The 11,519-nt window shown below is 70.6% G+C and carries 14 protein-coding genes; 7 read left to right on the top strand and 7 right to left on the bottom strand.

Annotated elements, in window-relative coordinates; genetic code table 11:
* Window positions 1-90: 90 nt before the first annotated feature.
* On the top strand, window positions 91-366 hold the full coding sequence (locus CYL12_RS15500; RefSeq protein ID WP_101848382.1) for a hypothetical protein: 276 nt from the start codon (window positions 91-93) through the stop codon (window positions 364-366).
* Here the strand turns inward: CYL12_RS15500 and CYL12_RS15505 are convergent.
* A complete protein-coding gene (locus CYL12_RS15505) occupies window positions 339-1,019 on the bottom strand; it encodes an alpha/beta hydrolase (RefSeq protein WP_101848383.1) in 681 nt (226 codons plus the stop codon). The two genes, CYL12_RS15500 and CYL12_RS15505, sit on opposite strands and share 28 nt — an antisense overlap.
* Before the next feature lie 66 nt (window positions 1,020-1,085).
* On the opposite strand from CYL12_RS15505, the gene CYL12_RS15510 reads away from it, so the two are divergent.
* Entirely contained in the window at window positions 1,086-1,691 is a 606-nt protein-coding gene (locus CYL12_RS15510; RefSeq protein WP_101848384.1) for a DUF4916 domain-containing protein, read from the top strand.
* Window positions 1,692-1,796: 105 nt separating this feature from the next.
* Here CYL12_RS15510 and CYL12_RS15515 read toward each other — a convergent pair whose 3' ends face one another.
* Window positions 1,797-2,864, bottom strand: coding sequence for a threonine aldolase family protein (locus tag CYL12_RS15515; protein WP_101848385.1), 1,068 nt, complete (start codon window positions 2,862-2,864; stop codon window positions 1,797-1,799).
* 59 nt (window positions 2,865-2,923) lie between these two features.
* On the opposite strand from CYL12_RS15515, the gene CYL12_RS15520 reads away from it, so the two are divergent.
* On the top strand, window positions 2,924-4,363 hold the full coding sequence (locus CYL12_RS15520) for an MFS transporter (RefSeq protein WP_101848386.1): 1,440 nt from the start codon (window positions 2,924-2,926) through the stop codon (window positions 4,361-4,363).
* A 15-nt stretch (window positions 4,364-4,378) separates the two neighbouring features.
* Here CYL12_RS15520 and CYL12_RS15525 read toward each other — a convergent pair whose 3' ends face one another.
* Window positions 4,379-5,035 (bottom strand): SDR family NAD(P)-dependent oxidoreductase, encoded by a 657-nt coding sequence (locus tag CYL12_RS15525; RefSeq protein WP_101848387.1) that lies wholly within the window; start codon window positions 5,033-5,035, stop codon window positions 4,379-4,381.
* 102 nt (window positions 5,036-5,137) lie between these two features.
* Window positions 5,138-6,610, bottom strand: coding sequence for a DUF6421 family protein (locus tag CYL12_RS15530; protein WP_101848388.1), 1,473 nt, complete (start codon window positions 6,608-6,610; stop codon window positions 5,138-5,140).
* Window positions 6,611-6,682: 72 nt separating this feature from the next.
* Between CYL12_RS15530 and CYL12_RS15535 the strand changes: the two genes are divergently transcribed.
* Window positions 6,683-7,141 carry an Lrp/AsnC family transcriptional regulator gene (locus CYL12_RS15535; protein ID WP_101848389.1) on the top strand — a complete coding sequence of 153 codons (459 nt, stop codon included), beginning with the start codon at window positions 6,683-6,685 and terminating at the stop codon, window positions 7,139-7,141.
* Window positions 7,142-7,148: 7 nt separating this feature from the next.
* Here CYL12_RS15535 and CYL12_RS15540 read toward each other — a convergent pair whose 3' ends face one another.
* On the bottom strand, window positions 7,149-8,174 hold the full coding sequence (locus CYL12_RS15540; RefSeq protein ID WP_101848390.1) for an ArsR/SmtB family transcription factor: 1,026 nt from the start codon (window positions 8,172-8,174) through the stop codon (window positions 7,149-7,151).
* Between the two features lie 45 nt (window positions 8,175-8,219).
* Here CYL12_RS15540 and CYL12_RS15545 point away from each other — a divergent pair, with 45 nt between their 5' ends.
* The 3 genes from CYL12_RS15545 to CYL12_RS15555 are packed head-to-tail and all read left to right on the top strand — an operon-like array spanning window position 8,220 to window position 9,889.
* Entirely contained in the window at window positions 8,220-8,579 is a 360-nt protein-coding gene (locus tag CYL12_RS15545; RefSeq protein WP_101848391.1) for a cupin domain-containing protein, read from the top strand.
* 14 nt (window positions 8,580-8,593) lie between these two features.
* On the top strand, window positions 8,594-8,884 hold the full coding sequence (locus CYL12_RS15550) for a DUF4287 domain-containing protein (RefSeq protein ID WP_101848392.1): 291 nt from the start codon (window positions 8,594-8,596) through the stop codon (window positions 8,882-8,884).
* A 36-nt stretch (window positions 8,885-8,920) separates the two neighbouring features.
* Window positions 8,921-9,889 (top strand): 1,4-dihydroxy-2-naphthoate polyprenyltransferase, encoded by a 969-nt coding sequence (locus tag CYL12_RS15555; protein WP_101848393.1) that lies wholly within the window; start codon window positions 8,921-8,923, stop codon window positions 9,887-9,889.
* Between the two features lie 186 nt (window positions 9,890-10,075).
* On the opposite strand, the gene CYL12_RS15560 is transcribed toward CYL12_RS15555, so the two are convergent.
* Both CYL12_RS15560 and CYL12_RS15565 read right to left on the bottom strand, forming a co-directional pair.
* Entirely contained in the window at window positions 10,076-10,366 is a 291-nt protein-coding gene (locus CYL12_RS15560; RefSeq protein WP_101848394.1) for a DUF4229 domain-containing protein, read from the bottom strand.
* Window positions 10,367-10,375: 9 nt separating this feature from the next.
* On the bottom strand, window positions 10,376-11,302 hold the full coding sequence (locus CYL12_RS15565) for a hypothetical protein (RefSeq protein WP_101848395.1): 927 nt from the start codon (window positions 11,300-11,302) through the stop codon (window positions 10,376-10,378).
* Window positions 11,303-11,519: the final 217 nt, after the last annotated feature.

The raw sequence follows: 11,519 nt of genomic DNA on the forward strand, positions 1-11,519 counted from the left end.
CGGGCGTGTCGCATCGCGCAACTCCCGGGCGTGTCGCGGGTCCGTCGCACGGGGGATGCGGCGCCCCTCCCGGGCTCCTACCGTGGAGTCATGGCAGACGATCGGAACCCCAGCCCTGAGGAGATGCGCGCGCGGACGGGCCTCGGTATCGGTCTCGCGGTCGGCATGGCCATCGGCGTCTCCATGGGCGTCGCGTTGCAGAACTGGGCGCTCGGCCTCCTGTTCGGCGTCGCCATCGGCATCGCGCTGTCCGTGGCCTTCCGCGGATCGGGAGGCAGCGTCGACAAAGGGGCGGAGGGGGCCGACGACAACGCCGACCCGGACTCCGGCGACGAGACTCAGGACGGTCGAGGACCCTCGGTCTGATCCTCGTCGATCCCCTCGACCCAGGTCGTGAGGAACCGGTGCACGTCGCCGAGCTCCTCCTCCGAGATGCTGTGGGTGAGGCCACTGTAGACGCGACCGGAGAGCGTCGTGTGCGCCGGCAGCCACTGCGCCGTGTGGGCGATCAACGGTGCGGGGATCACGTCGTCGTGCGTGCCGCGGCCCCAGAAGACCGGTGGGCGGACCTCCGCGAGGTGCTCGTCCTCGGGCAGGGCGTCCGGGGTCGCGTACCCGCTCAGCGCGACCACGGCGCCGAAGCGCTCGGGATCCAGCCGAAGAGCCTGCAGGGACACCGCGGCGCCCTGGGAGAATCCCAGCAACGCGACGGACGGCGCGTCCGCCGCCGCATCGTCGAGCCAGCGCAGGAACGCCTCGGCCGCGAGGGTGACGGCAGCGGAACTGCGGCCGTCCAGCCCTTGGATCGGGTACCAGAAGCGACCGGGCGTCGGCCACGGAGGGGCCAGCGGAGCGGCGACGGAGGCCACGGCGATCCCGGAGGGCAGATAAGGGACGAGGCCGAAGAGGTCGTGCTCGTCGGCGCCGTAGCCGTGCAGCAGCACGAGCAGCGGGAGCCCGGCGCGATCGGGGTGGGACCATCGCGTCGCCGCGTCGTCGATCGTCAGGTTCTCGGTCACACCGTCATCCTGCCAGTGCTCGCGGCGGTGGTGCCCATCGACGAGGACGGCTGGTAGAAAGGAGGCATGGCGGTGCGCACACCCGATCCGGAGCCGGAGCCCGATGACGAGGGTCTCGGCTCGTTCCGCGACGCGAACCCGCCGGTGCCGGATGCGAATCCGGGCTGGCTGAGCGACGTCGAGCTGGAGGAGGCACGGCGCCACCTTCCGATGCTCTACGTCGAGGCGATCCCTGTCCGCACGGACGGTTCCGGCCAGGTCACCGAGATCGGCGTGCTGCTGCGGTCCACCCCGCTCGGCGAGATCACGCGCACGATCGTGTCCGGTCGTGTGCGCTTCGGGGAGACGATCCGCGACGCGCTGTTCCGCCACGTCGAGAACGACCTCGGCCCCATGGCCTTCCCGCTCCTGCCGCCGCAGCCCCTGCCGTTCACGGTGGCCGAGTACTTCCCGATCCCGGGGGTGAGCGCGTATCACGACGACCGTCAGCACGCCGTGTCCCTCGCCTTCGTGGTGCCGGTGACCGGCACGTGCGAGCCGCGTCAGGACGCGCTGGAGGTGACGTGGTTCTCTCCGGAGGCCGCGGCGTCCGACGCCGTCGCCGCCGAGATGGAGGGCGGCCGCGGCACGCTCATCCGCCACGCGCTCGCCAGCCTCGGCCTCCTCCGCTGACCCCGCTTCCCGACCTCCCCGCCGAAACCCCGGCTTCGCGTCGACGCCCCGGCCTAGACGCGTGGGCACTCCGGGGTCTCGGCGCGAGCCCGGGGTCTCGAAGCGTCAGGGGCGGGTGAGACGGGCGAGGGCGTCGACGAAGGCGTCGACGTCGGACTCCTCGGTGTCGAAGCCGCACATCCAGCGCACCTCGCGGCGGGCGGCGTCCCAGTCGTAGAAGCGGAACACGTCGCGGAGCTGGTCGGCGACACCCTCCGGCAGGGTCGCGAACACGCCGTTCGCCTGCGTCGGCTGCGTGAACTCCACCCCGGCGATCGACCCCTCGGCCAGGCCGGCCTCGATGCGCGCACGGAGCCGGGCGGCCATGGCGTTCGCGTGCCGGGCGTTGCGCAGCCACAGGTCGCCGTCGAGCAGGGCGATGAGCTGCGCCGAGACGAACCGCATCTTCGACGAGAGCTGCATGTTGAACTTGCGCGCGTAGTTGAGGCCGACGGCAGCCTCCGGGTTGAGGACGACGATGGCCTCGCCGAGCATCGCGCCGTTCTTCGTGCCGCCGAAGGTCAGCACGTCCACCCCGACGTCGGTCGTGAACGCCCGCAGCGGGAGGTCGAGAGCGGCGGCCGCGTTCGACAGCCGCGCGCCGTCGACGTGCAGCTTCATGCCGCGCGCGTGCACGTGATCGGCGATCGTGCGGATCTCGTCCGCCGTGTACAGCGTGCCGAGCTCGGTGGACTGCGTGATCGAGACCACGAGCGGCTGCGCGCGGTGCTCGTCGCCCCAGCCCCAAGCCTCGCGGTCGATGAGCTCGGGGGTGAGCTTGCCGTCGTCGGTGGGGACGGTGAGGAGCTTGAAGCCCCCGATCTTCTCGGGAGCTCCGCCCTCGTCGACGTTGATGTGCGCGGTCGAGGCGGCGATCACGGCCCCCCAGCGCGGCAGCATCGACTGCAGGCCGGTGACGTTGGCGCCGGTGCCGTTGAACACCGGGTACGCGGCGGCGGTGTCGCCGAAGTGGGCCTGGAACACCTCCTGCAGGCGGGCGGTGTAGGCGTCCTCGCCGTAGGCCACCTGATGGCCTCCGTTCGCCGCCGCGAGGGCCGCCAGGACCTCGGGGTGGATGCCGGAGTAGTTGTCACTGGCGAAGCCCCGGATGGCGGGGTCGTGCGGGATGCTCACCGGACAAGCCTAATCGCCTTCCCCTACCGGATGTCCGAGGCCCGCTCTACCCTCGAACCATGGAGCGCAGCGCGGCGAAGACCGCTTTCGCGAACGTCCTCGTCAACACGTTGATCGCCAACGTGACGACGAGCTTCCTGTGGTTCGCCCTCACGTTCTGGGTCTACATCGAGACCCGGTCCGTCCTGGCCACGGGCATCATCGGCGGTGCGTACATGCTGTTCGTCGCGTTCTTCGCGATGATGTTCGGCACCATCGTCGACCGGCACCGCAAGCACCGGGTCATGCTCCTGTCGAGCGTGATCTCCGCGGTGGCTTTTCTGATCGCGGGCGTGCTGTACCTCTGGCAGCCCGAGGCGTCTCTGCTCGATCTCGGGGGGCCATGGTTCTGGCTGTTCTCCGGTGTCATCCTGTTCGGCGGGGTGATCGAGCAGCTCCGCAACATCGCGCTGTCCACCACGGTGACGTTGCTCGTGCCGGAGGAGAAGCGGGCAAATGCCAACGGCCTCGTCGGCACGGTGCAGGGGATCGCGTTCCTCGTCACGAGCGTCTTCTCCGGGCTCTCGATCGGTTTCCTCGGCATGGGGTGGACGCTGGGGATCGCCATCGTCGCGATGGCTCTCACGTTCGCGCACCTGCTGTTCATCCGGATCCCGGAGGCGGAGCCCGAGGTCGACCCGGAGGCGAAGAGCGCCGTCGACTTCCGCGGCAGCGTCCAGGCGATCCGCCAAGCCCCCGGACTGTTCGCGCTCATCGTCTTCTCGACCTTCAACAACCTCATCGGCGGCGTCTACATGGCGCTCATGGACCCGTACGGACTCACGCTGTTCGACGCGCAGATGTGGGGGTTCGCGCTGGCCTTCGCCTCCACCGGATTCCTCATCGGTGGGGGACTGGTGGCCAAGTTCGGCCTCGGCAAGAAGCCGGTGCGCACGATGCTGCTCGTCGTGATCGCGATGGGCATCCTCGGGGCGGTGTTCATGCTGCGCGAGTGGTGGCCGCTGTACGTCCTCGGCATGTGGGTGTACATGGCGCTCGTGCCTCCTGTCGAGGCCGCGGAGCAGACGGTCATCCAGAAGGTCGTGCCGTTCGCGCGCCAGGGCCGGGTCTTCGGCACGGCGGCCGCGATGGAGGCGGCGGCAGCCCCGATCACCGCGTTCCTCATCGCTCCGATCGCCGAGTTCCTCGTGATCCCGTACATGGACAGCGCGCAGGGTCAGCGGCAATGGGGGTGGCTCCTCGGTGAGGGCGAGGCGCGGGGGATCGCGTTGATCTGTCTCTTCGCGGGTCTGATCATGGTGGTGGCCGCGACCCTGGCCTTCTTCACCCGGTCGTACCGCACGCTCACCGAGCTGTACGCGACAGCCCCGGATCCGGCTCCCGAAGACGCGGCGGACGAGGGGCAGGCCGGGGGCCGCTCGGCAGAGCTGACCGACGGCCAGAGCCCGCACCGCGACGCCCCGCCTGTCGTCCCCGGCATACCGCCCGAGTCCCGGTGACGGTCCGCGCCGGGCTCAGCCCAGGTCGAGCACCCGGTCGTTGAGATCCGCGGCGTCGCCGTCCCAGAGCCCGACGAGACGCGCGGCGAGGACATCGGGGTCGAGCGCCTTGGCGCGGAACACGACGGCAGCGGCCCGGAGGGGCTCCGCGGTTTCCCGCGCGGTCTTGGCATACCCCTGAGCAACGGCACGGGTCCATGCTTCGCTCGCGCCTTTGACCGCCGCATAGTTGGCTCCACCGGCGAGGGGGCGTGCGACGGCGGTGGACGACACGATCGCGAACCGTCCGGCGGCGGAGGCGCGGAGTCGGGCGTCGAAGGCCCGGCTCGTCGCCCGCACCGCCTCCAACGCCGGCAGCAGGGCTGCGAGATCGTCGTCGGTCTGTCCGGCGAGGCCGCCGCCACCTCGCCAGCCGCCCACGAGCGGCACGACCGCGTCGACGCTCTCCAGGCGCCTGGCGAGGGCCGTCATCTCGGAGACCGAGGTCGCATCGGCGACCTCGGTCTCCGCGCCCGCCTCGGCCAGCGGACGCAGCCGATCGGCGGTGCGCCCCGTGGCGATCACGCGGGCGCCGGCCTCGCGCAGCGCTCGCGTCACGGCCAGGCCCGCGGCGCTCGTGGCCCCCGCCAGCACGACCACGCGGTCGCGGACTCCCTCGGTCGGCGTCGTCATGCGGTGTCCTCTCGGTCGGGGATGCCTCTGCGGCCGGACCCGGGATCCGGGTCTCCGGCCGCAGAGGGGGTGCGCCCCAGCGTCACAGCGGAGCGGTGCGGATCAGTCGTCCGTCCCGCGGATGCCGACCGTCGACTCGATGACCGGCTTCATCTTCTTGTCCAGCGTCTCGAAGAACATCGACAGCGGGAACTCGTCGTCCAGGACCGCGTCGGTGTAGCCCTTCGGTGCCCCGGCGAGGATCTCGTCCGGCAGGCCGCGCGCCCACTGCGACGCGGGGTGCGGAGTCAGCGTGCCGCGGACCAGCTCGTAGGCGGCGAGCCAGTGCGCGACCTTGGGGCGATCGATCGAGTGCCAGTACAGGTCGTCGATCGCGTCGCCGAGGGCCACGACGGCGTCCGGCACGTTCTCCCAGTCGAAGGCGAGCGCCGTGTCGGTCCAGTGCAGCACGCCGCGCTGGTGCAGCCACGCGAACAGGAGCTGACCGCCGACGGCGTCGTAGTTGCGCACGCGGGTGCCGGTGATGGCGAAGCGGAAGATGCGGTCGAAGATCACGGCGTACTGCACGAGGTGCGCATACTCGTGCATCTCCCGCTCGGTCTCCGTGAGCTCCTCGCCCGCCGCGACCCGGGCGTCCAGGGCGCGCTCGATCTTCACCGACTCGCGGAACGCCGTCATGTCGCAGCGCATCTCCTCCAGCGAGTAGAGGAAGAACGGCATCCGCTGCTTGATCATGAACGGGTCGAAGGGCAGGTCTCCGCGCATGTGGGTGCGGTCGTGGATGATGTCCCACATCACGAAGGTCTTCTCGGCGACCTCCTGATCCTCCAGCATCGCCGCAGCGCGCTCAGGAAGGTCGAGGTTGGTGATCTCCGAGGCCGCACGGACCACGCGACGGTAACGGGCGGCTTCGCGGTCCTGGAAGATCGCGCCCCAGGTGAAGGTCGGGATCTCGCGCATGGCGACGGTCTCCGGGAAGAGCACCGCGGAGTTCGTGTCGTAGCCGGGCGTGAAGTCCACGAGCCGCAGCGAGACGAAGAGCTTGTTGCCGTAGTCGCCCGCTTCGAGCGCCGCGATGAACTCCGGCCAGATGGTCTCGACGATGAGTGCCTCGACGAGGCGGTCGCTCGAGCCGTTCTGGGTGTACATCGGGAAGACCACGAGGTGGCGGATGCCGTCGACGCGATGCTGCTGCGGCTGGAAGGCCACGAGCGAGTCGAGGAAGTCCGGCACGCCGAAGCCCTCGGCGGCCCAGCGCTCGAAGTCGGCGACGGAGGCGGTGAGGTAGTCCGCGTCGTGGGGGAAGGCGGGGGCGAGGGCCCGGATCGCGGCGGTGATCTCCCCGACGAGCGCCGTCGCCTTTTCCCGGGTCGCGGTCGCCGTCTCCTGGGTCGCTGAGCTTGTCGAAGCGCCAGGGATCGAGCCGTCCTTGATCTGCAGCTCACGGATGGCGATCGCGGCCTGCTTGAGCTGCGCCCAGGCGGCGGAGTTCTCCACGTCCTGTGCATCCTCGACGACCTCGGGTTCGCCGACGACGGCCTGCACAGCGGAACTGTTGGCGGAAACGAGGGACATCGGAACCTCCGATCGCAGTGAAAAACGGAAAGATTCCGGTGATAACGGAATCCTGACGATAATCTTACAGCCATGGATGATTCTGTCGACCGTGCGATCCTGGCGACCATCTCCCGCGACGGGCGGGCGACGCTGTCGCAGCTCTCCGACGCCGTCGGGCTGTCCGTGTCGGCGGTCCAGTCCCGACTACGGCGGCTCGAGACCCGCGGCGTCATCACCGGCTATCGAGCGATCCTCGACCCGGAACAGGCGGGCACGCCGCTGTCGGCCTTCATCGAGATCACGCCGCTCGATCCGGCCCAGCCCGACAACGCCCCCGAGCTCCTGGAGCATCTCGACGCGATCGAGGCCTGCCACTCCATCGCCGGCGACGCGAGCTACATGCTGTTCGTCCGCGTGCCGACGCCGCGCGGCCTGGAGCAGCTCGTCCGCGACGTGCGGCTCGCGGCGAACGTGAGCACCCGCACGACGGTGGTGCTGCAGACGTACTACGAGCACCGGCCCATCATCCCGGTCGCGACCACCGAGTAGGACGGCGTCAGAGCACCGCGCCGACGAGCGCCTCGCCCAAAGGGGTGCGCACATGCTGCATGCGGGAACCGTCTCGCTCGCTCACCACGAGCCCGGCGTCCCGCAGCACGGTGAGATGGTGCGACGCCGTCGACAGCGCGAGCCCCGCATCGGCGGCCACCTCCGAGGTCGAGCGAGGCGTCCCGGCGGTGAGGAGGATGCCGGCGCGCGCCGGGCCGAGCAAGGCGCCCAGGGCCGCGACGGTCTCGGTGGTGTCCCGCGCCCACCCGGCGGTCACGCCGCGGGCCGGATAGAACAGCGTCGGCTGTGCCGGCGGCTCGGTGAGGACCAGGCAGCCCCACGACGACAGGACGGACGGCACCAGCACGAGGCCACTGCCGCGGCAGTCCACTTCTTCGCTGTGTCGGCGGAGCGAGACCCGCACCGCACCCGCGCCCCACGAGACCTGGGGATGCAGGGCGCCGGCCATCCCGGCGATGCCGGCCGTCGCGATCGTCCGGGCGCGGACCGCGATGTCGGCCCGGAGCAGCCGCTCCAGCTGGGGCCAGGCCGGTGCCAGCGCGGACGCCCAGACCTCCTCCCACGCGTCGGCGATCATCGCCCGCGTGCGCGCCGGCCGGGCGAGGAGGTCGCGCAGGGCCTGACGCTGCGCCCCCGTCGAGCGCTGGATCCGCTTGCCGAGGTCGACGCGGAGCGGGTCGAGCGCCGCCTCCCGCAGGGCGGCGAGTTCTGCCTCGGGGGTCAGGTCGCCGCGCGGCGTGCTGGTGAGGAAGTCCGGGAGGTAACCGTCGTCGCCGATCACCGTCGCCAAGAGCGCGAAGGCGTCCCGCGGCAGCCCCTCCCGCGCGGTGCGGAGCCACCCCCACTGCAGGGGGTGCGCGGCCGGGCGGAGGAGCACGCGCACGGCATGCGCCAGTTCGTGCCCGGGGGAGATGCCGAACCGCACCGCCTGGATGTCGCCGGGACTCAGGTGGAACTCGACCCGGTGATCGGGGTGGTCGACGCCCTCGACCGGCAGAGAGTTTCGAGCCACATCGAAACTCTAGGAGGTGCCGCGCGCGCTGTCGACACTGGGGTCATGACCGAAATCGACCTTCCCGCCCTCGTCCCGAGCGGTGCGATCCGCCTCGGCTCCGGGAACAGCCGCCGCTTCGTCGGCGCCGACCACGGAGCCGCCGTCTCCTACTTCTTCGTCGAGAACCAGCCAGGGGAGGGGCCGGGGCTGCACTGGCACCCCTACTCTGAGACCTGGATCGTGCTCGAGGGCACGGTGCGGATCCGGATCGGCGACGAGGTCCTCGTCGCGCGAGCCGGAGACACCGCCACCGCGCCCGCCTTCACGCCGCACGGCTTCACCAACGCGGGGACGGGGCTCCTCCGGATCCTCTGCATCCACGCGTCCGACACGATCATCCAGACGTTCCTCGACGAGGACTGAGAGCGGAGACCACCATGTCCTTCCAGGCGTACCTCGACAAGGTCGAGACCCAGACCGGCCTCACGCCGCGACAGCTCATCGCCCTCGCGCGCGAGCAGGGGTTCGACGAGACGACGAAGTCCACCGTCGTCCTGAACTGGCTCAAGCAGGAGTACGGCCTCGGCCACGGCCACGCGCAGGCGATGGTCCACGTCATCCTCAAGGGGCCGAAGATCAGCGACAAGCACGTCGGCACGACCGGGGCGCACGCCGACAAGACCGACGAGCTCTGGCTCGACGGCAAGGACAGCAACCCGCACCGCTGAGTTCGCCGCCTCGCCGCGACGACTAGGATTCCGTGGGTGGCAGCATCCTCCCAGCGCAAGAAGAAGTCCGGTCGGCGCACCCCGCCGCGCACCAGCGGCAACCCGGCCAAGCGACCAGTCGTCGAAGCCGGTCCGGTGACGGTCGGCGACTGGATCGGTGCGGCTCGTCTGCGCACGCTGCCCCTCGCGATCGCCCCCGTCGTCATCGGCACGGGAGCCGCGCGCAGCACCGGGCCGGAGTTCCACTGGGTGATCGCGCTCGCCTGCCTCGCCGTCGCGGTCCTGCTGCAGATCGGCGTGAACTTCACCAACGACTACAGCGACGGGATCCGCGGCACCGACGCCCATCGGGTCGGCCCGGCGCGGCTCACGGCCTCCGGGCGGGTGAAGCCGCGCACGGTGCTCGTCATCGGCCTCGTGTTCTTCGCGCTCGCCGCAGTGGTCGGTATCGCGATCGTCGTGAGGACCGGGCAGTGGTGGATGCTCGCCGTGGGTGCGGCCTGCATCGTCGCCGCCTGGTTCTACACCGGCGGCAAGCGTCCGTACGGGTACTACGGTCTCGGCGAGGTCTTCGTCTTCGTCTTCTTCGGGCTCGTGGCCACCCTCGGCACCACGTGGGTGCAGGTCTTCCTGCTCCCGCAGCAGGCCTGGCTCGGTGCCATCGCCGCCGGACTGTTCGCCTGCGCGGTGCTGCTGGCGAACAACCTTCGCGACATCGACCAGGATCGCGAGGTCGGCAAGCGCACGCTGACCGTCCTCATCGGTCGCCGCGCCACCCAGGTCCTCTTCACGCTCTTCGTGCTCGTGCCGTTCGGCATCGCCGTGTTCCTCGCGCTGCTGTTCCCGATCGCGTGGATCTCACTGCTCGCGCTCCTGGCCGGGCTTCCCGCGATCGTGATCGTCTGGACCTACCGACAGCCGAAGGAGCTGGTCATCGCCCTCGCGCTGACCTCCCTGACCTCGCTGCTCTACGCCGGCGCCCTGTTCTGGGCCTTCGCCGGCTGACCGGCTCCCTCGTTCCGCCGAGCACGACTTCGGAGATCGTGCCCGACACGCCGCCGTGGTATCTCACCGCCGGCGGGTCATCCGCCATCTCCGAAGATGCGCCCGGGAGTGGCCCGGATGTCGGTTGAGCCTATGTCCTGGCTGAGAGTCTTCAGACCCGGTCCACCAAGTGGGCGGGGCTGCAGGTCAGGGGCGGTCGTCGGGAGCGCGGTCGACGAGTTCATCCTCGGCGTCGGCATCGGCCTGGCGGCCGGAGACCTTGCCCTGTCGACGCTCGTGCAGGTTCGCGGAGACATCGGAGAGGGGAGCGCGGAGGAACAGCAGGGAGATGCTCGCGCCGATGAGGGCGGCGAAGATCGCGGCGAGCCACCAGAACTCGCGGAAGATCGGGAAGAAGAACCACAGGATGCCCAGCGGGACGAGGAACGCCAGGAGGCGCAGCACGGTGTAGACGAGGAGGGGGGCGGGCTTCTTCACCCCTCCAGTCTACGTTCGCGGTCCGGTGCTCCCGCCGGGAAGCCGGAGCCCGAGACTCACGAACGGGATGCCGCGCACGACGCGTCGCCACGGGTGCTCGCCGAGAGTCCAGAGCAGCTCGTCGTCCGGGTCGAGCGCGAGGTCCTCGCAGCCGACGGGCAGGGCGACCGGATGCCGCGTGAGTGCATGCCGCGGACCGGACCACAGCACCCCCGGTCGCAGGTGATCGGACTGTGACACGAAGTAGCGGTCTCCCCAGCGCACGGCTCCCTGCATGTGCCGGATGCCGGGTTCGAAGCGCTCGACTTCGACGAAGGTGCCGTCGGGGCCGTCCGGGATCGTGAACTCGCCGACCGTCCCGGTCTCCTCGCCGCGATACTCGCCGATGAGCACGCGGGGCAGCGGCGTGCCGTCCGCGTCGAAGGCCCGGCCGAGGAACGAGCACCGGAGCGCGACGGGATGACGCCGGGTCCGCACCGCGACCACCGCCGTCCGGCGTTCCCGGCGGCCTCGTCCGCCACGCACCCGCTGGGCGTCGGTGCCGTGCACCCGCCGGAGTGCGCCGAGGTCGAACTCCCAGATGCCCTGGCCGGTCGCTGCCGCGAACAGGCGGTCGCCGAACCAGGCGAGGCCGCCCGCATGGATCGGCGCGGGCTGCAGGACTCCGTCGTCGTCGGTGACGGCGAGGACGATATCGAGCCGGCGGGCGCGCGCCCGGTCCACGAGTGCCACCCGAGATGCCAGGTGGCGGCCCGAGGCGTCCTGACGGAACCAGCTCACCGCGAGGGCACGGTTCCCGCGACGCTCGCCGACATCGATCCCCTGCGGATACCAGCGCTGCGTCCACGAGCGGGCGGTCAGCCAGCGCAGCTCGACTCCTCCGCCGCGACGGCGCCGCCGTACCGGGCGCCACATCGTGCTCCAGGGCCACCGCATCCCTCCATCGTCCCCGATCCGACGACGACCCGCGAATTTCCACGGATTGACCTAGGTCGATTCGCCGGATCGCGTCGGCGGTTGTATCGTGTTACGTGTTGAGTATCGATTTCATGGAGTCGCTCTCAACGACGCCTCGCGGTCGCTGGTGGGGGCCAGTTCCGCCGCGGGGTGGCCGTCTCCTCGCGGGGACGGTTCACCGGGTGTTCGCATCCGG

It is taken from the genome of Zhihengliuella sp. ISTPL4 (assembly GCF_002848265.1).
GTDB lineage: Bacteria > Actinomycetota > Actinomycetes > Actinomycetales > Microbacteriaceae > Microbacterium.

What these genes read in the sequence shown, in the direction of transcription:
- CYL12_RS15545 (WP_101848391.1), top strand. Translation starts at nt 8,220, where the DNA reads ATGACCGAAATCGACCTTCCCGCCCTCGTCCCGAGCGGTGCGATCCGC.
- CYL12_RS15525 (WP_101848387.1), bottom strand. Translation starts at nt 5,035, where the DNA reads ATGACGACGCCGACCGAGGGAGTCCGCGACCGCGTGGTCGTGCTGGCG.
- CYL12_RS15500 (WP_101848382.1), top strand. Translation starts at nt 91, where the DNA reads ATGGCAGACGATCGGAACCCCAGCCCTGAGGAGATGCGCGCGCGGACG.
- CYL12_RS15550 (WP_101848392.1), top strand. Translation starts at nt 8,594, where the DNA reads ATGTCCTTCCAGGCGTACCTCGACAAGGTCGAGACCCAGACCGGCCTC.
- CYL12_RS15565 (WP_101848395.1), bottom strand. Translation starts at nt 11,302, where the DNA reads ATGCGGTGGCCCTGGAGCACGATGTGGCGCCCGGTACGGCGGCGCCGT.
- CYL12_RS15535 (WP_101848389.1), top strand. Translation starts at nt 6,683, where the DNA reads ATGGATGATTCTGTCGACCGTGCGATCCTGGCGACCATCTCCCGCGAC.
- CYL12_RS15510 (WP_101848384.1), top strand. Translation starts at nt 1,086, where the DNA reads ATGGCGGTGCGCACACCCGATCCGGAGCCGGAGCCCGATGACGAGGGT.
- CYL12_RS15530 (WP_101848388.1), bottom strand. Translation starts at nt 6,610, where the DNA reads ATGTCCCTCGTTTCCGCCAACAGTTCCGCTGTGCAGGCCGTCGTCGGC.
- CYL12_RS15520 (WP_101848386.1), top strand. Translation starts at nt 2,924, where the DNA reads ATGGAGCGCAGCGCGGCGAAGACCGCTTTCGCGAACGTCCTCGTCAAC.